The organism is Mesorhizobium sp. C120A (genome assembly GCF_030323105.1).
Lineage (GTDB): Bacteria > Pseudomonadota > Alphaproteobacteria > Rhizobiales > Rhizobiaceae > Mesorhizobium.
Map to the genome: position 1 here is coordinate 1,424,637 of NZ_CP100476.1, position 20,952 is coordinate 1,445,588.

Below are 20,952 nucleotides of genomic sequence, written 5' to 3' on the forward strand. Positions count from 1 at the left end.
TCTCTCCATCTGTTGGCGCAGACATAGGGCGCTTGGCCGCCGATGTCACTCTAGCTTTGCAGAACGTGCCGGCTTTGTTGAACTTGGGCGGCATCGCAGCTACCGTCCCGCGCATGCATTCCGATATCGTCGATCTCCGCTCCTTCTATTCGACCACGCTCGGCCGCCTGGCTGAACGCTCGATCACCATGGCGCTGTCCTCAATATGGGCAACAGTGCCCAATGAGCGGCTGGTCGGGCTCGGCTATACCTTGCCGTGGCTGGAGCGGTTCGGCACCGATGCCGAGCGGGTGTTTGCCTTCATGCCTGCTACGCAAGGCGCCGTCGTCTGGCCGGCGAACGGGCCGACGGCTACGGCGCTGGTCTTCGACGAGGAACTGCCGCTGGTCGATTCCTGCATCGACCGCATGCTGCTCGTGCATTCGCTCGAACATGTCGAAAACCCGCGCGAGACGCTGAACGAGATCTGGCGGGTGCTGTCGCCGGCAGGGCGCGTCGTCATCGTCGTGCCCAACCGGCGCGGTGTCTGGGCGCGGTTCGAGCACACGCCGTTCGGCAATGGCCGGCCGTTCTCGCGCGGCCAGCTGACAGAATTGCTGCGCGAGGCGAATTTCACACCGGCTTCCTGGTCCGACGCGCTGTTCTTCCCGCCATCGCCGCGGCGCTTCATGATGCGGTTCCACAATGTGCTGGAGCGCGCCGGCCGGCGGTTCTGGCCGATCTTTTCCGGCGTCATCGTGGTCGAGGCGCAGAAGCGGCTCTATCAGGGCGTGCCGGTCGCGCAGCGCGCCTCGCGCCGTGTCTTCGTGCCGGTACTGTCACCGCACGGTGCGACGCGGCTTGGCCGCCGGGCGGAAGGGGTGACATCGACGACGCGTCAGGTGACACCTTCGTGATCATCATGAAAACTGGTGTTGCGTGGGTTTTTCCCACCTATCTGTCGCAGATGCATTCGCGGTCCGTTTGAGCGGCGGATGCCTTCAAGTCTCTCCATCTGGTTTCAGCAACGCTTCTGAACGCAAGGACCTCGTGCATGGCTGATCAACCGGACAAGTCCGCCACCGTTCAGCCGGTAACCGTCGAAGCCAGCAGCCTGCGCGATCAGGTAGCGACGATCAAACGGGCGCTGATAGGCTCACCGGTGCGCAAGTGGCTGGTCTGGACGTCGGTCGGCATTATGGCGGTCATCGTCGCGACGTCGATTGGCCAGGTTCTGCTCAACCGCTGGAACCAGCCTTTCTACGATGCGCTGGCGCGTCGCGACATGGCGGCCTTCCTGCATCAGCTGATGATCTTTGCCGTGATTGCCGGCACGCTGCTGCTGCTCAACATCGCTCAGACCTGGCTCAACCAGATGATCCGGCTGAAGCTGCGCGAGGCGCTGACGCTCGACCTGATCGACCAATGGATGCGGCCGGCGCGGGCCTTCCGGCTCGCCAATGCCGGCGCCATCGGCGTCAATCCCGACCAGCGCATGCAGCAGGATGCCGCGCATCTGTCCGATCTGTCGACGGACCTCGGCGTCGGCCTGCTGCAATCCTTCATCCTGCTGGTGTCGTTCGTCGGCGTGCTTTGGCAACTCTCGTCGGGCTTCGTCTTCCACATCAACGGCTGGTCGCTGGCGATACCGGGCTACATGGTCTGGGCCGCGTTCCTCTATGCCGGCATCGCCTCCTGGCTGAGCTGGCTGGTCGGGCGGCCGCTGATCCGCCTCAACAGCGACCGCTACACCCGCGAGGCCGAGCTGCGCTCCTCGATGGTGCGCGTCAACGAGAATGTCGACGCCATCGCGCTCTATCACGGCGAAGCCGATGCCAAGAGACGGCTCGAAATCGACCTTGGCACGGTGCTGGGCGCGATGCGAAACATCTACAAAGCGCAGATCAACCTGTCCTGGGTGACCGATACCTATGGCTGGATCACCGTGGTGGCGCCGATCCTTGTGGCATCGCCGGTCTATTTTTCAGGCGATATCAGCTTTGGCGGGTTGATGATGGCGGTCGGCGCCTTCAACCAGGTGCACTCGTCGCTGCGCTGGTTCATCAACAATATCGGCGGCATCGCCGACTGGCGCGCCACGCTGATGCGCGTTGCCGACTTCCGCATTGCGCTCGATGAAACCGATGCGTTGCACGACAAGGAAAAGCGCATCGAATTCGGCGATAACGCCAATGGCAGCCTGACCTTCGAGAAGCTCCAAGTGGCCTCGCCGGAGGGCTGCACCAAACTTTCAGACAGCCATGTCGAGATCCATCCCGGTGAGCGCGTCATGATCACCGGCGACCCAGGCGCCGGCAAGACATTGTTCTTCCGCGCCATTGCCGGCCTTTGGCCCTGGGGCAGCGGGCGGATCGGCTTGCCGGCCGGAGAAACGCCGATTTTCGTGCCGCGTGTTCCGTATTTTCCTGCCGGCACGTTACGCGAAGTGCTGCATCCGAATGGCTCGGCGCCGGCTGGCGATGCTGATTTTGGGGCGGTGCTGGCCGAGGTCGGCCTCGAGCGGCTGTCATCCTCGCTCGACCGTTCCGCACGCTGGGAGCGTGAACTCAACGATGACGAACAGCGGTCGCTGGCCTTCGCCAGGCTGGCCTTGCGGCAGCCGAAATGGGTGATCATCGACGAAGCGATGGACGCGTTCGATGGTCCTTCGCTGCGAAGGGTACTGTCCATGCTGGAGAAACGCCTGCCGGAAACCGCGATCCTCAACATCGGGCGCGGACTGCACAATGGTCATTTCTTTCCACGCGCATTGAACATCGTGAAGGATACGGGTGCTGCGCCACTGAAACCCGCCCGAGTCAGGACCGGCGCCATCGACCCGCCGCCGAAAGCGGCCGTGCGGCGAAAGAAGTAGAAGGGGCTTTATTTCGCCGCGATCGCGGCGAAGAATCACGGGTCGAAACGTCCGTGGTGCGGCCATGCTCGATGCGCTCAGCCTGCTTGCCTGCCTTGCCTGCACCACGCCCGTGGCTGCCCCGGCCGTTGCCGTGGATGTCGAACTGGTGCTGGCCGTCGACATCTCACAGTCGATGGACGAGAGGGAGTTCGCGCTGCAGCGCGCGGGCTATGTCGAGGCGCTCAGGCATCCCGATTTCATCAAGGCCGTGCGCTCGGGAACCACCGGGCGCATCGCGCTTGCCTATTTCGAATGGGCGGGCGTCGTGCGCGAGGATGGCGTCATCGCCTGGCAGGTGATCGACAGTGCAGAGAGCGCCAACGCCTTCGCCGACAGAATAGAAGCGCGGCCGTTCCGCAGCTTTCGCGGCACCTCGATTTCGGGCGCGCTTGCCTTCGGCGCCGGGCTGTTCGAGGGCACGGGGTTCGATGCGCCACGCAGCGTCATCGACATTTCCGGCGACGGTCCCAACAACACCGGGCTGCCCGTCGCCACGACACGCGATGCGGCGGTGGCCAAGGGCATCGTCATCAACGGCCTGCCGATCCTGATCAGCCCGTCGCCGACCTTCAGCCATCTCGACCAGTATTATGACGACTGCGTCACCGGTGGGCCCGGCTCCTTCGTGTTGCCGATCTATGCGGCCTCGGAATTCGCCACCGCCATACGCCGCAAGTTGATCCTGGAGGTGAGCGGCATCGCCGATGCGACCGTGGTCCCGATCGATGCCGCCGCACCCATGGACTGCCTGCAGGGCGAACGCGACCGGCGGCTATATTCCGACCCATATCTGCCGGAACTCGACAAATGAGGTTTGAGGCAGTTCGGAGGGGAAAGCCGCTGCGCGGCTTGTCGGCAAACTTCAGGCCGGCCGTGCACCGTATTTGTCGCGAAATTCGGCATAGAGATCGCGGCGCCAGCGCCGGCCGCCGACATAGCCACGCAACAGCTGCGGCAGCGAATAGCCAAGCGCCTTCGACGACCGGTTGGCCAAATAGCCGGAGAACGCCTGCGAAACCCTGCCCTTGAGTGCATCGGCGATGAGCTGCCGGGCGATCATGTAAGGCGGAATGTAGGGGTAGCGGTCGGCGATATAGGGGTGCTTGTCGATCAAGCTCGCATAGGCTTCGACATAGCCGTCCCGGCGACCGGAGATCGAATTCTCCGAGTTGTACTTTTTCCAGTCGATCACTTCGGACAGCTGCGCGCCGCTGCGACGGGCAAAGCGCAGCAACAATTCGCGATCCTGCATGCGCGTGACGTCACTATCGTAGCCGCCGATGGCCAGCAGCGACTCGCGCCGGGCGGTGATTGCCGACCCGGCAATGAAGATGGTCTGCGCGACAAGGGCCCGCTCCAGCGAGTCGCGGCTCAGCAGCGCCTCGCGGTTGACGCAGTTGGTGCGGCGATTGCCCTTCAGCGACACGAAGGAACTGATCAGCACTTCGAGCGAGGGATTGTTGTCGAACTGCTCCAGCGTCCGCGCCAGGCGATCCGGCAAATAGACGTCGTCGGAATCGAGGAATGTCACCACCGGCGCCTGCGCCCGCTCTATGCCGGCATTGCGGGCGGCATTGGCGCCGCGCCATTTCGAGCCAACATAGATCAGCCGTGGATCGCGGATTTCGGCAAGTGCGGCTGCCGTACCGTCGGTCGAGCCGTCATCGACGACAATGTGTTCGAACCGGGGAAAATTCTGCGCCAGCACGCTCTCCACGGCGCGCACCACCTTGCTGCGGCGATTGTGCGTCGGTGTGATCACCGAGATCAGCGGAGCGAGGTCGGTTGCCTTGGACATGTTGCTTCGATTGTGCCCCGAAATGCCTGGAGGCCGGAGGTTTTGATGGTCGCCGTCCAAGCCTTACCCCGGGATGGCATTCGATTCGACGCTACAAAAAACCAGCGGCAATGTCATCACAAACTGTTGAGCCAGGACGCCGGTAAGCCGGCCGATTACCCCAGACGTAATCGACCGATGGCCATCATGTCTGCAGATTGCGCCAACGAAGCCGGTCGTCGGGCTTCGATCTCACAGGGAGTTCAGCCGTGGCCGCCTACGCCGTCGCCCATATGCGTCAAGTCACAATGGGCCCGCAGATTGTCGAGTATCTGCAGAGGATCGACGCCACATTGGAGCCGTTCGGCGGCCGCTTCCTTGTCCACGGCGGCGACATGGACGTGGTCGAAAACGAATGGCCCGGGCACCTGATCGTCATCGAGTTTCCGGACAGGGCGCATGCGTGGGGCTGGTACGATTCATCAGCCTATCGCGAGATTCTGGCCTTGCGCACCGACAACTCCCACGCCGATGTGATCATCGCCGATGGCGTTCAGCACCCGCACAAGGCGACGGACGTGCTGGAATAGGGGCAAACTACCGCTTCAGCAAGAACACCGCTTGCTGGCCGAAGAAATTCCAGAACCACCATGGCATCGACAGGCCGATCTTCTGGCCGTTGCCGTCGAGCGCGGTGGCTTTCTCGACCGAGGCGCCGAGTTCCTCGACCAGATTGACGAAGTCGCGGATGGTGCAGAAATGGATGTTGGGCGTGTCGTACCAGGAATAGGGCAGGTCCGCGGTCACCGGCATCCGGCCCTTGACGAACAGCGACAGCCGCACCCGCCAGTGGCCGAAATTGGGGAAGGAGACGATGGCGCGGTTGCCGATTCGCAGCAGCTCGTCGAGCACCAGCTTCGGGTTGCGGGTCGCCTGCAGCGTCTGTGACAGGACGACGAAGTCAAAACCCTTGTCCGGATAGAATTCGAGGTCGGTGTCGGCATCGCCCTGGATGACCGAGAGGCCGCGCGCCACGCATTCATTGACGCCTCGCTGTGACAGCTCCAGCCCGCGGCCGTCGACCTGCTTGGTCTCCTGCAGGAGTTCGAGCAGCAGGCCGTCGCCGGAGCCGACATCGAGCACCCGCGACTGCGGCGGTATCAGGTTGGCCACGACTTCGAGGTCGACGCGCTGGCTGCCATTGACGCTCATGAGGCGAGCCCCCTTGCGCGGGCCGCCGAGCCGATGAAGCCCTTGATGGCGGCAAACAGTTCGGGTTCATCGAGCAGGAAGGCATCATGGCCGCGGTCGGTGTCGATCTCGACGAAGGAGACGGAGGCGCCGGCGGCGTTGAGCGCATGCACGATCGAGCGGCTCTCCTCGGTCGGGAACAACCAGTCCGAGGTGAAGGACACCAGGCAGAAGCGGGTCTTGGTCCCGGCAAAGGCATCGGCCAACCGGCCGCCATGGTCGGCGGCGAGGTCGAAATAATCCATCGAACGGGTCATGTAGAGGTAGGAGTTGGCGTCGAAGCGGTCGACGAATGTCATGCCCTGGTGGCGCAGATAGCTTTCGATCTGGAAGTCGGCGTCGAAACCGAAGGTCAGCGCTTCGCGGTCCTGCAGATTGCGGCCGAATTTCCGATGCAGGGCGGCTTCCGACAGATAGGTGATGTGGGCGGCCATGCGCGCCACGGCGAGCCCCTTTTCCGGGCGCTTGCCGTGCTCGAAATATTTGCCGCCATGCCAGTCCGGATCGGCCATGACGGCCTGCCGGCCGACCTCGTGGAAGGCGATGTTCTGCGAGGAATGGCGTGCGCCTGTGGCGATCGGCAGGGCCGAGAAGACGCGCTCGGAATAGCATGACGCCCATTCCAGCACCTGCATGCCGCCCATCGAGCCGCCGAGCACGCAAAACAGCTTTTCGATGCCGAAATGGTCGACCAGCATCAGTTGCGCCCGCACCATGTCGCGGATGGTGATGATTGGCAGGTCGAGGCCGTAGGGCTTGCCGGTGGCGGGATTGGTCGAGGCCGGACCGGTGGAGCCGAGGCAGCCGCCGATGACGTTGGAGCAAATGACGAAGAAGCGGTTGGTGTCGATGATCTTGCCGGGACCGATCAGCACTTCCCACCAGCCGGGCTTGCCGGTCACCGGATTGGTGCTGGCGACATGCTGGTCGCCGGTCAGCGCGTGGCAGACCAGGATGGCGTTGGTGCGGGCATCGTTGAGGGCGCCATATGTCTGGTAGGCGATCTGGAACGGCGACAAAAGCGTGCCGGCGTCGAGCTTCAGCGGCTTGTCAGGGCCAAAACGCAACACAGGGCTCGACGGGTTGTCGGCCTCGTTGTTGGTTTTTGTAGCGCGGAGCGCGGCCATGTGACTCTCCTTGCCCGCCGTCAGGCAATAAAAAACCGGCAATGCGATCGCAAAGCCGGTTACGTCACGCAAACGGCCCTTTAGCGAGTTGTTTAACGTGGCTGCAAGCCGACCGGCCAAATCACCACGGAACTGTTGCGTTCTTCTAGAACTCGTGCGGCCCGGCGTCAACGGCCAGCTATTGCCCGCCTCTCGACATTCGCGGCTACGGCTTGTATTTCCGCTGCGGCCTCCGGACGGAGGCATTCTCGATGGATTTGCGACATGGACAAGACAGCGGACAAGGCACGGCCGACGCCCCGCGCGGGCATCATGGACATCGACGCCTATGTGCCGGGCAAGAGCACGGCACCTGCCGGCGTCGCCAAGGTCCATAAATTGTCGTCGAACGAGAACCCGCTCGGCCCGTCGCCGAAGGCGATCGAGGCCGCGCGCGAAGTGGCTGGCAAGCTCGATGTCTATCCCGACGGCACCGCCCGCCGGCTGCGCGAGGCGATCGCCGAGGTGCATGGCCTCAACCCGGCAAACATCATCTGCTCCAACGGTTCCGACGAGATTTTGGGCCTGCTGGCGCAGACCTATCTGGCGCCAGGCGATGAGGCGATTTTTACCGAACATGCCTTCATGGTCTACAAGATCTACATTCAGTCGGCGGGGGCCAAGCCGGTTGCTGTGAAGGAAACCGAGGAGCGCGCCGACGTCGACGCGATCCTGGCCGCGGTGACGCCGCGGACCAAAATCATCTTCCTCGCCAATCCCAACAATCCGACCGGCACCTATCTGCCGTTCCAGGAGGTCCGCCGCCTGCATTCCACGCTCCCGGGCAACGTGCTTCTGGTGCTCGACGCGGCCTATGCCGAATATGTCAGGCGCAATGACTACGAGGCCGGCATCGAGCTGGCGGGCAGCGCACAGAATGTGGTCATGACCCGCACCTTCTCCAAGCTCGGCCTTGGCGGCGCGCGCATCGGCTGGATGTATGGCCCACTGCACATCGTCGATGCCATCAACCGTATCCGCGGCCCTTTCAACGTTAACGCAACAGCGATCGAGGCCGGCATTGCCGCCATCCGCGACCGCGCCCATGTCGAGCGCAGTTCGTTGCACAACGAGACCTGGCTTACCTGGCTGAATGAAGAGCTGACGAAGCTTGGGCTCAGGGTGACGCCCAGCGTCGGCAATTTCGTCCTCATCCACTTTCCCGACGACAAGAAGCATTCGGCTGAGGCGGCGGACGACTACCTCACCCAGCGCGGCTATATATTGCGGCGCGTTACCGGCTATGGCTTTCCCAATGCGCTGCGCATGAGCGTCGGCACCGAAGAAGCCAATCGCGGCGTTATCGACGCCCTCACGACGTTCCTGAAAAGCTGAAACAATGACATCACCGATGTTTGAAAAGATCGCGCTGGTCGGCATCGGCCTGATCGGCTCGTCGCTGGCCCGCGTTATCCGCCGCGAGGGCCTGGCCCGCCATGTCGCCATCGCGACGCGCAGCCCGGCCACGCTGGCGCGGGCGAAGGAGCTCGGTCTTGGCGAGAGCTACACCACCGGCGCCAGGGAAGCGGTCCGCGACGCCGACCTGATCATCGTCTCGGTGCCTGTGGGATCGTCGGGCGAGGTGGCGCAAGAGATCGCGCCGGGGCTGAAAAAGGGCGCCATCCTCACCGATGTCGGTTCGACCAAGGCCTCCGTCATTGCGCAAATGCAGCCCTATGTACCGGACGGCGTGCACTTTATTCCGGGGCACCCGCTGGCAGGTACGGAGAAATCGGGCCCGGATGCGGGTTTCGCCGACCTGTTCGAAAACCGCTGGTGCATCTTCACGCCGCTGCCGGGAACCGATCCGGCCGCGCTGGAAAAGCTGTCGGAATTCTGGCGGCGCTGCGGCTCCAACATCGACTCGATGGACCCGCAGCATCATGACATGACGCTGGCCATCGTTTCGCATCTTCCGCACATCATTGCCTACAACATCGTCGGCACGGCCGACGATCTGGAATCGGTGACCAAGTCGGAAGTGATCAAATATTCGGCTTCCGGTTTCCGCGACTTCACCCGTCTGGCCGCCTCCGACCCGACCATGTGGCGCGACGTGTGCCTGCACAACAAGGATGCCATCCTGGAAATGCTGGCGCGCTTTTCGGAGGACCTCGCCTCGCTGCAGCGGGCGATCCGCTGGGGCGACGGCGACAAGCTGTTCGACCTGTTCACCCGCACCCGGGCCGTTCGCCGTTCGATCATCGAGGCCGGCCAGGATATCGACGTGCCGGATTTCGGCCGGCAGGCGGTCGAGCACCCGGTGAAAAGTTAAATCTGTTTCAGACGGGCCAGGTCGCCGCGACCATGGCCATTGTCTCGGCCCGGTCCGGCGCGCCCAGCCGGCCGCCGAAGCGCTGGCATTTGAGCGCGGCCGCCGCGCTGGCAAAGCGCAACGCGTGCTCGACCGACATGGCCTCAGCAAGTCCAACGGCAAAGGCGCCGTGGAAAACGTCGCCGGCGGCCAGCGTGCCGACCGCCTTGACCTTCGGCGCCGCGATGTGGCGCACGCATCCGGCGGACCGGTCATGCCACCAGCTTCCCGAGGCGCCGCCGGTCACCGCGACAAAGGCGTCTGTGCGGCTGGCGAGGTCGGCGCAGGCGGTTTCGGGATCCAGCGCGTGGCCGCAGACGATGCGTGCAGCCGTCTCCGAAGCGACGATGTGCGACGCCAGCGGCAACAGATGCTCCAGCACCTCCAGCGGCGCCGTGTCGGCGTCGAGGATTGCCGGGCAACCGGCGTCGCGCGCGGCGGTCAAGGCAAGAGCGGCGGCGCCCGGCCAGCGCACATCGACCAGCACGGCATCGAAGCCGGAAAGATCGGCGACAGGCACCGCCTCGGGGTCGGCCTGCGCCTTTGGGTCGTAGAAGGGCACGATGATGCGCTCGCCATGAGCGTCGACCAGGATCGCGGCCAGCGCCGAGCGGGCGCCTTCGACGCGGCGGACAAAGCCGCAATCGACGCCCTCGGCCTCGATGCCGGCCAGCAATTGGTCGCCGACGGCATCGTCACCTGCACTTGCCCACAGGAACACCTCGGCGCCGAGACGGCGGGCGGCGCAGGCAGCACTTGTCGCCATGCCCGAGGCGATCTGGATGCCGTCCGAGGCGATGAACTTGCCCTGATGCGTGGGCAGGGTTTCGACGCGCAGGATGGTATCCAGCGTCAGCGCGCCAACGCTCAGCAGTTTCACCGGTCGGTTCATGCGTCGGCTTGCTCGAGCATGATCTCTCCCCAAAAGCCGTTCCCGCTCTTTGCGATCATGCTCTATCTCTTTGTTTTAACGGAATTCCGGACGGAAAACCGCTCACACTTTTCTTGGAATTGCTCTAATCGAGCGGCTTGATCTTGCCCAGCGGAATGAAGCCGAGCGAGACCTTGCCCTTCACCACCTTGAGCGGCATCGACGGTTCGTTGCCGAGCAGCGCCAGACCGGCAAAGCCTTGCTCGATCTGGCTCTTCTGCTCGGGGATTGCGGTGGCGAGGATTGCCGCCACGGCTTTGGGATCCTGCAGCTTGATCGTCAGGTCGGCATTGACCAGGCCGTTGGCGTCGACCGACACCGGGCCGGAGACGGTGATGCGCGCGGTTCCCGACGACAGATCGAGCTTGTGGATGTCGGCCGCCTGGCCGCGCAGGCTCCTGGCCTGCGTCTTCATCAGCGCGACGCCGTTCTTCAGCGTCGCGTCGCCGCTGCCGTCGAGCGGCGGCAGCACGCGCCCGCCGATCGCGTCGGCGTCGATCTCAAGATCGGTGAAGCTGCCGACGTAGCCGATGTCCTGGCCGTCGGGCCGCAACTCGCCCGCCGCGGTTCCGGCGCTGAACAGTGAAACCGGATCAGTGTCGTCGGCCGGATCCGTCTGGCCGGACAAGCTCTCCGCCTGCAGCGAAATGCTCCGGGGCAGGGGCCAGAAGAGCTTGGCATTGGCCTGCAGATTGTCCCAGTCGATCCATAGCGGCGCCATCCCCGGCACCGAGGTGCGCAGCGGCCCACGCAACTCGGCGGCAGGCGACAAAGGCCGGATGAGCTCTGCAACGAAGTTGAAGCTGCCTGCCGAGGCGGCAACGTTCCTGGCGTCGTCCTCGTAAGCCAGATTGTCACAGGAGATGGCAAAACTCAGGGGGTAGCCGCTGACGGTGAGGTTGGCGCAGCCGGCCTCGATGCCTTTGTCCTTGAGCGAGGCCACCGCCTTGTCGGCTTCGCTGCTGACGCGACCGGCGACATAGAACCAGACTGCGCTGTAGACGCCGAACAGCATAACGAGCAAGGCAGCGAGCCACATCAGCCGGCGGCGAAACTTCGACGGACGCTCGTCACTTGACGTCATGCTGCGGCTTTCATTAACGCGGGCGTGTTGCGGGTGGACTGTGGCTTACGCAAAAGCAAAAAGAACAGAAGAGCACCGATTCCGATGCGGCGGCGTCACTCTCGTACAATCAGGCTTGGCGATATGGGCGATTTTTGGGTTTTTGGCTACGGCTCGCTGATCTGGCGACCGGGATTCGCCCATGTCGAGACACGGCGCGCGCGGCTTTACGGCTACCGCCGGTCGCTGTGCGTCTATTCCTTCGTGCATCGCGGCACGCGCCAGCGGCCGGGCCTGGTGCTAGGCCTCGACCGTGGCGGCTCCTGCATCGGGCTGGCCTTTCGCGTGCCCGGCGAGCTGCGCGATGAGGTGCTGACCTATCTGCGCGAGCGCGAATTGGTGACCAGCGTCTACCTCGAGCGTGTGCTCGATATCAGCCTCGACGGGAATGGGGCGGCCGCGGGAGAGAGAGTGAAAGCGGTCGCCTATATCGTCGACCGCCAGCATGAGCAGTATGCCGGCGGGCTCGACCCCGCGCATGCGGCAGGTGTTATCCGTGGCGCCGTCGGCCAGTCCGGAAACAACGAGGACTATGTGCTCAACACGCTGCAGCATCTCGCGGCGCTGGGTATCAGCGACCACTGGCTGGAAGAGGTGGCGAAGCGGATCGCCTCGTGAGCCAGTGGACCACGGCGAGCCTGCAGGCGAAGCGCTCGCGCCTTTGTGAAGCGCTGGCCCGCTGGAAAAATTGGCTGAGGCCTTTGACCTCGGCGCGGCGAGACCTAGCTTAGCTGCGGCCCGAAGCATTCGGGTCGCCCGCCGCCAGCCCACGGAGCCCCGTCTTGCAAAAACGCCGTCTCGGTCAAACCGACCTTTCCATCGCGCCGCTGGTCCTGGGCGGCAATGTCTTCGGCTGGACCGCGGACGAGAAGACCTCCTTCGACCTGCTCGACCGGTTTGGCGACGCCGGCCTCAACGCTATCGATACGGCCGATGCCTATTCGCGCTGGGTGCCCGGCCACGCGGGCGGCGAGTCCGAGACCATCATCGGCAAATGGATGAAAAGCCGCGGCAACCGTGACAAGATCATCGTCATCACCAAAGTCGGCTCGGATATGGGACAAGGCAAGAAGGATTTGTCCGCTGCCCATATCGAAGGGGCGGTCGAGGCGTCGCTCAAGCGGCTGCAGACCGATGTCATCGACCTCTATTTGTCGCACTGGCCGGACCCGACCACGCCTTATGAAGAGACGCTCGGCGCCTACCAGAAGCTGCTCGCTGCCGGCAAGGTCCGCCATATCGGCGCCTCGAATCTCGACGCCGGCCAGCTGCGCGCCGCGCTCGATGTTGCCAGCCTGCGCGGGCTGCCGCGCTACAGCGTGCTGCAGCCGGAATACAATCTCTACGACCGCTCATCCTTCGACGGGCCGCTGCATGATCTGTGCGTGGCCGAGGATATCGGCGTCATCACCTATTTCAGCCTCGCCAAGGGGTTTTTGAGCGGCAAATACCGTAGCGAGGCCGATCTCGGCAAAAGTGAACGCGGCGGCGGCGTGAAGGCTTATCTCAATGCGCGCGGCATGCGCATTCTGGCCGCACTCGACACCGTCGCGGCGCGCCATTCGGCCAAGCAGGCGGAAGTGGCACTCGCCTGGGTGATGGCGCAGCCCGGCATCACCGCGCCGATCGCCAGCGCCACGACGCTGGACCAGGTCGACAGCCTGGCGCGCGCCGCATCGCTGAAGCTCAGCGCGGAGGATCTCGTGGCGCTGGACAAGGCCAGCGCCTAGCCGCGCAGCTTCGGCACGATCGTTCAAGACGACGGCTGTCCGCCTCGCCACACTGCTCTCCATTATTGTGGAGAAGAGGCAGCATGGCCGCAGACATTCTTTCGCAGGCGCAGCCCTGGCCGCAGTTGCTGGCGCTGGTGCTGGCGGCAACCGTCGTCATGGGCAGTCCTGGCCCGGCGACGATCAGCGTCACGGCGATAGGGGCCGCCTTCGGCCTGCGCAATTCGCTTCACTACACATCGGGGATCATTTTAGGCACCGTCGCGGTGCTGCTGGTGGTGGCCACCGGCATCAAGGCTATCCTTACCTCGATGCCGGGCGTAGCGCCGGTGCTGGCGGTCGCTTCCGCCGCCTATATTCTCTACCTCGCCTACAGAATAGCGACAGCGCCGCCGCTGGCCGCGCGTGACAGCAGCGCGGTTCTGCCGACCTTCCTCGGCGGCTTCCTGCTCGCCGTTGCCAACCGAAAGCCTATGTGGCGATTGCTGCAGTCCTTGCTGGCTCCGCGACCGCAGCCGGCGCCGATGCTCTCGGCATCCCGGCCAGGCTGGCGGTTCTCACCCTGATGATCGTAGCCATCCATGTGCTGTGGCTGCTGGCCGGCGCGGCCTTCGCCCGCACCCTGCGCCAGCCGCTGGCGTCGCGGATCATCAATCTGGCCTTCGCGGCGACGCTGGTGCTGACCACGGCGCTGGCGGCGTGGCCTTGAGCCGGCCCGCAGAAGAGATCAAGCTTTGGTCTTTTTTGTTTTGGCGCGATTCAGGACGGAAAAAACCGCTCACACTTTTCCTGGAACTGCTTTGGCGGCCGCGGCGAGTTCGGCCAGCCGCTTGACCGCCGTCGGCGGCATTTGCGGCGGGTTAGGAGCCTGCGATGCCTCGATCAGCAGCTGGTCGCAGGCGGCTTCCGTATCGCCGATCAGCCGGTCCATGAATTCGTCCTTGCCGAGCCCGGGCGGAATCGGCGGCAGGAAGCGGGCCTTGATGGTGCCGGGAAAGCGCAAGAATTTGCGGCGAGGCCAATAGAGGCCGGCGACATGGGCGACCGGTACCACCGGGACGCCAAGCTGCGTATAGAGCTCGACAATGCCGTATTTGTAAGCCGGCTCGTCGCCTGGCGCTCGGCGCGTGCCTTCGGGGTAGATAATCAGCTGGCGCGGATTGCGCCCCATCTCCTGCTTTGTCGATGCAACGACCTGCTTCAACGCCTTGGAGCGGCTGCCGCGGTGAACCGGGATCATCCGCATCTTCAGGATGTACCAGCCGAAGAAGGGGATCCAGGTCAGCTCGCGCTTCAGGATATAAAGCGGATCGTGGAGGAAGGGAAAGAAAGCGATCGCGTCCCAAAACGACTGGTGTTTCGGCGCCAGGATGAAAGAGCCCTCAGGCAGGTTCTCGACGCCGGTGATGTCGCTCCTGGTGCCGGCGATCTTGTCGTAGAGCCACAGGCTGGTGCGCGACCAGAATTTCGGCACGAACCAGGCGCGATGGCGTGGCGAGAGGAAGTAGTAAGGGGTCCAGAGGACCATCTGGACGATCAGATTGACATAGAAGACGAAGTTGAACGCCAGCGAGCGGATATAGAGCATGCGGGGAAGGGCCCGTTGAGGAGGTGTGCGTTGGTTACACCAAGCGCGGGCAAAAAGGAAACGCCGCAATGGCCTGACATAGGCCGGCTCGCCACTGACTCAAGCCAGTCTCAACTCACCACGTCGCCTGCAATAGCCGCTGCTTCAGCCGCGGAGCGGCGAAATCGAGGAACGCCCTTAGTTTCACCGCCAGCAGGCCTTGGCCGGCATGGACGAGGCTCACCGGCCACGGCTGCGGCTCGAAGGGTCGCAAGACCGGGACGAGCACGCCGGAACGTACTGCGTCCGCGATCTGGTAGGAGAGCACCCGCGTCATCCCGGCGCCTGCAATCGCGGCATCGATTGCAGCTTCCGCCGTGTTGACGCGCAGCCGTGAGTGGATCGGCACGATCAGTTCGCCCTTGTCGCCGGCAAAGCTCCAGCTGGCGAGCGCTGCAGGCCCTTCGAAACTGATGCATTCATGCGCGGCCAGATCGTCCGGCGTCCGCGGCATGCCATGCGCGGCGATATAGGCGGGGCTGGCGCACACGACGCGACGGATCGCGCCGACGCGGATGGCAATGAGGCTCGAAGGCGCAAGCTCGCCGATGCGGATGGCAAGGTCGAGATGTTCCTCCGCCAGTTGGGTTATCCGGTCAGCCAGCGTCAGGCGAATGTTGACTTGAGGATAAGCCGCCAGGAATTCGGTGACGACAGGCAGCACGTGCAGGCGACCAAAGACGACCGGCGCGGTGATGAACAGGTCGCCGGTCGGCGTGCTGTATTCGCCGGCAGCGGTGCGTTCGGCTTCGCCGACCTCGCCGAGGATGCGGCGGCAGGCGGCGAGATAGGCCTGGCCGGCATCGGTCAGCGTGAGCTGCCGGGTCGAACGGTTCAGCAGGCGCGCCTGAAGGTGCTTTTCGAGGTCGGAAACCTTGCGGCTGACCGTTGCCAGTGGAATGCCGAAATGGCGGCCGGCAGCGGAAAGGCTGCCCGCTTCCACCGCGGCGACGAACAGCGACATGGCTTGGAGACGATCCATACTTTCTTCCGGAAATTGGAAGGATAGCTTGCAACTATGCCATCTACATCCAAAACATGGAAGGATCTACCTCTTCGCGTACAATGGCCGTGTTTCGGCCTCGCGGAGGCTTCCATGAATGCTCATACTTTCACCAGCGATGTCGCCTTCACGCCGACGGTCAAGGCGATCCAGACCCGCAAAGGTTCGCGCAAGGGCTATGCCAGCGCCGAGGAGCGCGGCGGATGGCGCGCCCATATGACGCCCGACCTCGCCGACTTCATCGCGGCGCAGACCAGCGTCTTCCTGTCGACGGCAAATGGCGAGGGTCAGCCCTACATCCAGCATCGCGGCGGGCCAGCCGGCTTCCTCAAGGTGCTGGACGAGAAGACCATCGGCTTTGCCGATTTCTCCGGGAACAGGCAGTTCATCACGCAGGGGAATCTCGCCGACAACAACCAGGCATTCCTGTTCCTGATGGACTATGCGCATCGCCAGCGCGTCAAGATCTGGGGCACGGCGCGCGTCGTCGAGGACGATGCCGAGCTTCTGGCAAGGCTGATGCCGCAGGACTACAAGGCGCGCCCCGAGCAGGTCATCTTGTTCACCGTCTCGGCCTGGGATGCCAATTGCCCGCAACACATTCCGCAGCGATTCGAGGCCGCCGATGTCGCGGCCGCACTCGCCGAACGCGACAAGCGGATTGAAAGCCTCGAACAGGAGATTGCGCGGCTGCGTGGCGCGGAAGACGGCACGGCCAAGGGGTAATCGAGCGCCGTCAGAGTCGTCTGTCTGGACGCAATTCCCAAGGGAAAGCGTACGTGCTTTTCCCGGGGAAACCGCTACACACTTTTCCTGGAATTGCTTTAGTCCTTGGCGGTCGAAACCTCGGCCAGTGCGACGCTGTCGGCAGTCTGGCGGACCGGGACGACGCCGCGCGCAAGCGCCAGCAGGTATTTGCTGTATTCGGTCAGAAGCACGCGTAGCGCTTCCGGCTTGGTCAGCCAGTCGCCATTGTCCAGATTGGTGTTGACCACCGGATAGGGTTCAAGCCTGGCGCCATGCAGCAGGCGGCCCATCTCGAGCAGGCTGCGCGGCATGTGGTAATTGTTGGTGACGAGGATGACGCTGCCATAGGCGTGGCTCTCCACCCATTTAGCGCTTTCCTCGGCATTGCCGATCGTGTCGAGCGCGGCGCGGTCGATGTCGACACAGCAGGAAAACAGCGCCTTGTCGCCGCCGGTAGCAGCCTGCAATTGGCGGCGGCTGGCAGAGGGATGCACGCCTGAGATCAGCAGCCGCTCGCCCTTGCCGGAGGCAAGCAGATCGAGTGCTGCGTCGAGGCGGGCCTGACCGCCGGTCAAGACGATGATCGCATCGGCCTTGGCCGGGTTGGTCGGGGTCGTCATGTGGCTGACCTTGCTGGCGAACCAGCCGAAGCCACCGGCAAACAGGGCCACCAGCAGCAGTAGACAGAGGGAGGCGAGACGCAGGGCGGTGCGCAAACGGCCCAGCCCGGTACGCACACGCAAACGCACCACTGGCATCTGTCCAGCCGTTCCGGTCGACTCCCGCGCGTTCATCATCCTATGGTTAATCCTGAAATGCCTTTTTGGTAAGGAAAAAAGCGCACATTGCGTTACGTCGGTTTTCGATCCGTGATCGTCCCTTCCATTCCTGTCCTTGCCCCCGAACTGTTTTCGCTTCTGCCCTCACGGGTCACCCCGCATCCGGCTGGCGGACATCGATGTCGCTGAGATAGGCGACGACGGTGGCGTGCGAGGTCGCCGCCGTCAGTCCGCCGATCACCAGCACCATCAGGCCGACGCCGAGATAGCCTGCCGATCCGATGGCGAAATTGCCGAACAAAGCGGTGGCCTGGTCGGCCTGCGGCGTTGCCATGTTGCGCGACGACCACCAGGAAAAGACGATGAAAACCAGGATCGCGGCTGCGCCGCCGGCGGCTGCGCCCTTCATCCCGGTGACCAGGAAATGCCAGCGGAATTCGCGCGCGATGAAGCGCGCCTCGGCGCCGACGAAATGCAGCACTTCGATGATATGGCCGTTACCCGCCATGGCGCCGCGCGTCGCAAACACTACGGTCAGCACCGTCGCCGACAGCATCAGGACCAGCACGGCGATGCCGATGGTGACCGTGGTGCGGGCCATGGCGACCAGCCGGTCGACCCATGTACGGTGATCGTCGAGCGAAGCACTCGGCAGCTTGGGCGTGAGCGCCGCACGGATGGCGCTGAAGTCGGGCGGGCTGGTCTCGTCGATGGTGACGATGATCAGGCGCGGCACCGGCAATTCGTCGATATTCAGGCCCGAGCCCAGCCATGGCTCCAAAAGGCGCGCGGTGGCGTCGCGATCGATGATCCGGGTTTCCTTTACGCCGGGGAATTCGCCGACGATCTGCGAGGCCTGGGCAAGGGCTGCCTCCATGTCGAGGCCGTCGACCGGCTTGATCTGAATCGTCGCCTCGCGCGAGATCTGGTTTTCCCAGACCGAGGCAGTGTCGCGCACCAGCGTGACGGCGCCGAAAGTCAGGCAGGACAGGAAGGTCATGATGGCGATGACCAGCACCAAGGCGCGGCCGGCAATATTCTGCGCCGGCACGATCGGCGCCATGCGGCGCTGGACGCGCTGCGTCGTCGTTGCGGGCTCGGCGGCGTCTTCATGCAGCTGTTCGGCCGATAGCTCAGTCATAAATATCCAGCCTTCCGCCGGCCAGGATCATGCGGCGCGCGTCGACCTGCTCCATCAGGCCGAGATCGTGAGTGGCGATCACCACCGCGGTGCCGAGCCGGTTGAGCTCAATGAACAGCCTGAGCAACCGGCGCGCCAGCGGCGGGTCGACATTGCCGGTCGGCTCGTCGGCAAGCAGGATTTCGGGCTGTTCGATCAAGGCCCGGGCGATTGCCGCGCGCTGCTTTTCGCCACCCGAAAGGACCGGCGGCAGCACATGCATGCGCTCGCCCAGGCCAACCCATTTCAAAAGTTCGGTGACGTCGGTGCGGTAGCTCGCTTCCTCGCGGCCGCGCACGCGCAGCGGCAGAGCGACATTCTCATAGGTGGTCATGTGGTCGAGCAGGCGGAAATCCTGGAACACCACGCCGATGCGGCGCCTGAGATGCGGCAGTTCAGCGCGCGAGATGCGCGAGCGGTCCTTGCCGAAGATGGTGATCAGCCCGCGTGTCGGCTTCAGCGACATGAACAGAAGGCGCAGCAGCGTCGTCTTGCCGGCGCCGGAGGGCCCGCTCAGGAACTGGAAGGAGCTCTCCGGAATGTGCAGGGAGATGTCGCGGAGGATTTCCGGACCCATGCCATAGCGGAGGCCGACATTTTCGAAACGGATCACGTGCGACGACCTGAGGGCGGCGGCGTGCCAGCCCTTTCTGTCCGACGACCATCGGCCGCCATGGTTAACCCTCGGTTAATTTTCGCTGTTCTTGAGTGCGTCACAAGGGTTCCGGTGCGAAGCGTTAACCATTTCCATTTACGCAAAAGAAACGAAGAGGCAACAGCGGGGCCATGATGGCTGAGCAACGAACCGCGCGCCCGGTTTCCGGCGAAATCATGACCGGGACAAGTGTCGCACCGGAATCGCGTCCTGTGGCGACCGACATTGTCGATGCCGATTATGAGGTGCTGCCGCAGCCGATCCCACGGATAGAAGCCATACTGACGCCGGCGCGCGACATCGCGACGCCGTCGATCGAAGGCATGGAGATGCTGCGCAAATCAGATGCGTCAGCCGGGCGGCCGGCATCGCGTGGCGGGCCGATCTTCTGGATTGCCGGCATCGGTGCGGCCCTTGCCGCCTTCTGGGTCTCGGGTGGCCACGAGCTGGTGCGCCAGACGCCGTTCTGGTCAGTCGAACAGCCGGAGGGCGCCGTACTCAGCATTGCCGGCGTCACGTCGCGTGTCGACGCCTCGGGATCCACCCCGGTGCTGTTCGTCGATGGCGAGGCCGTCAATGACGGTTTGAAGGCGGGACAATTGCCGCCGCTGGAGATACGTGTCACCGGCAATGACAGCCGCATCACCCGTTATACTCTGGGGACATCCAACCGTTCTCTGGCGCCCGGCGAAAGATTCGGCTTTTCCAGCCGCCTCGATGTGCCTAGAAACGGCGTCAAGGCCGTGGCGGTCACCTTCGCCGGCTAGTCGGTTCTCTGGAAAGGTTGTTGATGCCAGTTGTGCGCGGCAAGGACATCGAGGTCCTGTTTTCGGCGTCCGCGATCGCGCGGCGCAATCTCGAACTCGCCAAGGAGATCGCCGAGCACGACTATCACGACCTGCTGGTGATTTCGGTGCTGAAGGGCTCGTTCATCTTCGCCGCCGATTTGATCCGCGCCATGCACGATGTCGGGCTGTCGCCCGAGGTCGAGTTCATCTTCATTTCCAGCTATGGCGCCGGCACCACCAGCGGCGAGGTGAGGGTGCTGCGCGACATCGACAATGAGGTCGCCGGCCGCGACGTGCTGCTGATCGACGATATCCTGGAGTCGGGCAAGACGCTCTCCTTCACCCGCAACCTGATGCTGTCGCGCGGCGCCAAAAGCTGCGCCATCGCGGTGCTGTTGGACAAGCGCATGCGCCGCCAGACCGAGCTGAACGCCGACTATGTCGGCTTCGACTGTCCCGATTACTTCGTGGTCGGCTACGGCATGGACGTCGCTCACGCTTTTCGCGAACTGCCGTTTGTCGGTGTCGTCAAAGGCGATGCCTGAGAAAAGGCCCCCGACGCTTCAAATTTTCAGAAAAAGTCAACTTTTGCCCGCCAAATTCCGGCCCATGGCAAAGCTTCTGATCGTCGAGGACGATGAGTCCGTCCGCACCCTCGCCGCCCGCGCGCTCGAACGCGCCGGGCACTCGATCGATATCGCCGCCGACGGCGCGCAGGGGCTGGCGATGGTCAGTGCTGCAGGCGGCGGTTACGACCTCGTCGTCTCCGATATCCGCATGCCGGAAATGGACGGCATCGAGATGGCGATCGCCGCAGCCAAGCTTTTCCCTGACATGAAGATCCTGCTGATGACCGGCTATGCCGACCAGCGCGAGCGCGCCGAGGAATTGAACGGCGTCATTATCGACGTCGTGCAAAAGCCTTTCACGCTGGCTGAAATCCGCTCGCGGGTCGACCAGGCGCTCGCCTGCTTCGCCTGACACG

The 20,952-nt window shown here is 63.8% G+C and carries 22 protein-coding genes, 1 pseudogene and 1 riboswitch; of the genes and pseudogenes, 13 read left to right on the forward strand and 10 right to left on the reverse strand.

Annotation, left to right across the window (positions count from 1 at the left end; translation table 11 throughout):
* The first annotated feature begins 113 nt into the window (after positions 1–113).
* The 3 genes from NL532_RS07045 (at position 114) to NL532_RS07055 (ending at position 3,707) form a co-directional block, all read left to right on the forward strand.
* Positions 114–896: a class I SAM-dependent methyltransferase gene (locus tag NL532_RS07045; protein ID WP_023670688.1), complete on the forward strand. Its 783-nt coding sequence runs from the start codon at positions 114–116 to the stop codon at positions 894–896.
* A gap of 137 nt (positions 897–1,033) precedes the next feature.
* Positions 1,034–2,854, forward strand: coding sequence for an ABC transporter ATP-binding protein/permease (locus tag NL532_RS07050; protein ID WP_023828398.1), 1,821 nt, complete (start codon positions 1,034–1,036; stop codon positions 2,852–2,854).
* 64 nt (positions 2,855–2,918) lie between these two features.
* Entirely contained in the window at positions 2,919–3,707 is a 789-nt protein-coding gene (locus NL532_RS07055) for a DUF1194 domain-containing protein (RefSeq protein ID WP_023714977.1), read from the forward strand.
* A 51-nt stretch (positions 3,708–3,758) separates the two neighbouring features.
* Here the strand turns inward: NL532_RS07055 and NL532_RS07060 are convergent, their stop codons facing one another.
* The gene (locus NL532_RS07060; RefSeq protein WP_023828399.1) at positions 3,759–4,694 is read right to left on the reverse strand and encodes a glycosyltransferase family 2 protein; all 936 of its coding nucleotides are present in this window, start codon (positions 4,692–4,694) and stop codon (positions 3,759–3,761) included.
* A 248-nt stretch (positions 4,695–4,942) separates the two neighbouring features.
* Between NL532_RS07060 and NL532_RS07065 the strand changes: the two genes are divergently transcribed.
* Positions 4,943–5,263, forward strand: a complete 321-nt coding sequence (locus NL532_RS07065; protein ID WP_023694041.1) for a DUF1330 domain-containing protein — start codon at positions 4,943–4,945, stop codon at positions 5,261–5,263.
* A gap of 7 nt (positions 5,264–5,270) precedes the next feature.
* Here NL532_RS07065 and metW read toward each other — a convergent pair whose 3' ends face one another.
* Both metW and metX read right to left on the reverse strand, forming a co-directional pair.
* On the reverse strand, positions 5,271–5,885 hold the full coding sequence (metW, locus tag NL532_RS07070; RefSeq protein ID WP_023685353.1) for a methionine biosynthesis protein MetW: 615 nt from the start codon (positions 5,883–5,885) through the stop codon (positions 5,271–5,273).
* On the reverse strand, positions 5,882–7,051 hold the full coding sequence (gene metX, locus NL532_RS07075) for a homoserine O-acetyltransferase MetX (protein ID WP_023685352.1): 1,170 nt from the start codon (positions 7,049–7,051) through the stop codon (positions 5,882–5,884). The genes metW and metX overlap by 4 nt, the downstream gene beginning before the upstream one ends.
* A gap of 60 nt (positions 7,052–7,111) precedes the next feature.
* Positions 7,112–7,189, reverse strand: a riboswitch (SAM riboswitch).
* Positions 7,190–7,315: 126 nt separating this feature from the next.
* Between metX and hisC the strand changes: the two genes are divergently transcribed.
* Complete coding sequence (gene hisC / locus NL532_RS07080; RefSeq protein WP_023726966.1) at positions 7,316–8,425, forward strand: histidinol-phosphate transaminase; 1,110 nt, start codon at positions 7,316–7,318, stop codon at positions 8,423–8,425.
* Positions 8,426–8,429: 4 nt separating this feature from the next.
* Positions 8,430–9,365, forward strand: coding sequence for a prephenate/arogenate dehydrogenase family protein (locus tag NL532_RS07085; RefSeq protein WP_023685350.1), 936 nt, complete (start codon positions 8,430–8,432; stop codon positions 9,363–9,365).
* A 7-nt stretch (positions 9,366–9,372) separates the two neighbouring features.
* Here the strand turns inward: NL532_RS07085 and NL532_RS07090 are convergent, their stop codons facing one another.
* On the reverse strand, positions 9,373–10,296 hold the full coding sequence (locus tag NL532_RS07090) for a sugar kinase (protein ID WP_023828400.1): 924 nt from the start codon (positions 10,294–10,296) through the stop codon (positions 9,373–9,375).
* 124 nt (positions 10,297–10,420) lie between these two features.
* The gene (locus NL532_RS07095) at positions 10,421–11,419 is read right to left on the reverse strand and encodes a DUF2125 domain-containing protein (protein WP_023685348.1); all 999 of its coding nucleotides are present in this window, start codon (positions 11,417–11,419) and stop codon (positions 10,421–10,423) included.
* A 123-nt stretch (positions 11,420–11,542) separates the two neighbouring features.
* On the opposite strand from NL532_RS07095, the gene NL532_RS07100 reads away from it, so the two are divergent.
* From NL532_RS07100 to NL532_RS07110, 3 genes and pseudogenes are all read left to right on the forward strand, one after another.
* Complete coding sequence (locus NL532_RS07100; protein ID WP_023673305.1) at positions 11,543–12,076, forward strand: gamma-glutamylcyclotransferase; 534 nt, start codon at positions 11,543–11,545, stop codon at positions 12,074–12,076.
* Between the two features lie 164 nt (positions 12,077–12,240).
* Entirely contained in the window at positions 12,241–13,188 is a 948-nt protein-coding gene (locus NL532_RS07105) for an aldo/keto reductase (RefSeq protein WP_023828401.1), read from the forward strand.
* Between the two features lie 83 nt (positions 13,189–13,271).
* Positions 13,272–13,897, forward strand: a pseudogene (locus tag NL532_RS07110) (LysE family translocator).
* A 69-nt stretch (positions 13,898–13,966) separates the two neighbouring features.
* Here NL532_RS07110 and NL532_RS07115 read toward each other — a convergent pair.
* Together NL532_RS07115 and NL532_RS07120 are read right to left on the reverse strand one after the other, a co-directional pair.
* Positions 13,967–14,776, reverse strand: coding sequence for a lysophospholipid acyltransferase family protein (locus tag NL532_RS07115; RefSeq protein WP_023828402.1), 810 nt, complete (start codon positions 14,774–14,776; stop codon positions 13,967–13,969).
* 115 nt (positions 14,777–14,891) lie between these two features.
* Complete coding sequence (locus tag NL532_RS07120) at positions 14,892–15,797, reverse strand: LysR family transcriptional regulator (protein WP_023828403.1); 906 nt, start codon at positions 15,795–15,797, stop codon at positions 14,892–14,894.
* A 114-nt stretch (positions 15,798–15,911) separates the two neighbouring features.
* Between NL532_RS07120 and NL532_RS07125 the strand changes: the two genes are divergently transcribed.
* Complete coding sequence (locus tag NL532_RS07125) at positions 15,912–16,544, forward strand: pyridoxamine 5'-phosphate oxidase family protein (protein WP_023828404.1); 633 nt, start codon at positions 15,912–15,914, stop codon at positions 16,542–16,544.
* A 98-nt stretch (positions 16,545–16,642) separates the two neighbouring features.
* Here the strand turns inward: NL532_RS07125 and NL532_RS07130 are convergent, their stop codons facing one another.
* The 3 genes from NL532_RS07130 to ftsE all read right to left on the reverse strand — a co-directional run bounded on the left by NL532_RS07130 (position 16,643) and on the right by ftsE (position 19,137).
* Positions 16,643–17,362, reverse strand: a complete 720-nt coding sequence (locus tag NL532_RS07130; protein ID WP_023673311.1) for a YdcF family protein — start codon at positions 17,360–17,362, stop codon at positions 16,643–16,645.
* 133 nt (positions 17,363–17,495) lie between these two features.
* Positions 17,496–18,485, reverse strand: a complete 990-nt coding sequence (locus NL532_RS07135) for a cell division protein FtsX (RefSeq protein ID WP_023673312.1) — start codon at positions 18,483–18,485, stop codon at positions 17,496–17,498.
* A complete protein-coding gene (gene ftsE, locus NL532_RS07140; protein ID WP_023685344.1) occupies positions 18,478–19,137 on the reverse strand; it encodes a cell division ATP-binding protein FtsE in 660 nt (219 codons plus the stop codon). Before ftsE ends, NL532_RS07135 begins: the two co-directional genes overlap by 8 nt.
* A 173-nt stretch (positions 19,138–19,310) precedes the next feature.
* Here ftsE and NL532_RS07145 point away from each other — a divergent pair, with 173 nt between their 5' ends.
* The 3 genes from NL532_RS07145 to NL532_RS07155 all read left to right on the forward strand — a co-directional run bounded on the left by NL532_RS07145 (position 19,311) and on the right by NL532_RS07155 (position 20,948).
* A complete protein-coding gene (locus NL532_RS07145; protein ID WP_023828405.1) occupies positions 19,311–19,946 on the forward strand; it encodes a hypothetical protein in 636 nt (211 codons plus the stop codon).
* A gap of 23 nt (positions 19,947–19,969) precedes the next feature.
* The gene (gene hpt / locus NL532_RS07150; protein WP_023673315.1) at positions 19,970–20,512 is read left to right on the forward strand and encodes a hypoxanthine phosphoribosyltransferase; all 543 of its coding nucleotides are present in this window, start codon (positions 19,970–19,972) and stop codon (positions 20,510–20,512) included.
* Between the two features lie 64 nt (positions 20,513–20,576).
* Complete coding sequence (locus tag NL532_RS07155; protein WP_023698715.1) at positions 20,577–20,948, forward strand: response regulator; 372 nt, start codon at positions 20,577–20,579, stop codon at positions 20,946–20,948.
* The last annotated feature ends 4 nt before the right edge of the window (positions 20,949–20,952 follow it).

Bases quoted from the DNA above. Each gene is read 5' to 3' on its own strand.
- NL532_RS07055 (WP_023714977.1), top strand. From the start codon at position 2,919: ATGCTCGATGCGCTCAGCCTGCTTGCCTGCCTTGCCTGCACCACGCCC.
- NL532_RS07050 (WP_023828398.1), top strand. From the start codon at position 1,034: ATGGCTGATCAACCGGACAAGTCCGCCACCGTTCAGCCGGTAACCGTC.
- NL532_RS07100 (WP_023673305.1), top strand. From the start codon at position 11,543: ATGGGCGATTTTTGGGTTTTTGGCTACGGCTCGCTGATCTGGCGACCG.
- NL532_RS07060 (WP_023828399.1), bottom strand. From the start codon at position 4,694: ATGTCCAAGGCAACCGACCTCGCTCCGCTGATCTCGGTGATCACACCG.
- NL532_RS07145 (WP_023828405.1), top strand. From the start codon at position 19,311: ATGATGGCTGAGCAACGAACCGCGCGCCCGGTTTCCGGCGAAATCATG.
- hpt (WP_023673315.1), top strand. From the start codon at position 19,970: ATGCCAGTTGTGCGCGGCAAGGACATCGAGGTCCTGTTTTCGGCGTCC.
- NL532_RS07115 (WP_023828402.1), bottom strand. From the start codon at position 14,776: ATGCTCTATATCCGCTCGCTGGCGTTCAACTTCGTCTTCTATGTCAAT.
- NL532_RS07135 (WP_023673312.1), bottom strand. From the start codon at position 18,485: ATGACTGAGCTATCGGCCGAACAGCTGCATGAAGACGCCGCCGAGCCC.
- NL532_RS07085 (WP_023685350.1), top strand. From the start codon at position 8,430: ATGACATCACCGATGTTTGAAAAGATCGCGCTGGTCGGCATCGGCCTG.
- NL532_RS07045 (WP_023670688.1), top strand. From the start codon at position 114: ATGCATTCCGATATCGTCGATCTCCGCTCCTTCTATTCGACCACGCTC.
- NL532_RS07120 (WP_023828403.1), bottom strand. From the start codon at position 15,797: ATGGATCGTCTCCAAGCCATGTCGCTGTTCGTCGCCGCGGTGGAAGCG.
- NL532_RS07090 (WP_023828400.1), bottom strand. From the start codon at position 10,296: ATGAACCGACCGGTGAAACTGCTGAGCGTTGGCGCGCTGACGCTGGAT.
- NL532_RS07155 (WP_023698715.1), top strand. From the start codon at position 20,577: ATGGCAAAGCTTCTGATCGTCGAGGACGATGAGTCCGTCCGCACCCTC.
- NL532_RS07095 (WP_023685348.1), bottom strand. From the start codon at position 11,419: ATGACGTCAAGTGACGAGCGTCCGTCGAAGTTTCGCCGCCGGCTGATG.
- metX (WP_023685352.1), bottom strand. From the start codon at position 7,051: ATGGCCGCGCTCCGCGCTACAAAAACCAACAACGAGGCCGACAACCCG.
- hisC (WP_023726966.1), top strand. From the start codon at position 7,316: ATGGACAAGACAGCGGACAAGGCACGGCCGACGCCCCGCGCGGGCATC.
- NL532_RS07125 (WP_023828404.1), top strand. From the start codon at position 15,912: ATGAATGCTCATACTTTCACCAGCGATGTCGCCTTCACGCCGACGGTC.
- NL532_RS07130 (WP_023673311.1), bottom strand. From the start codon at position 17,362: ATGATGAACGCGCGGGAGTCGACCGGAACGGCTGGACAGATGCCAGTG.
- metW (WP_023685353.1), bottom strand. From the start codon at position 5,885: ATGAGCGTCAATGGCAGCCAGCGCGTCGACCTCGAAGTCGTGGCCAAC.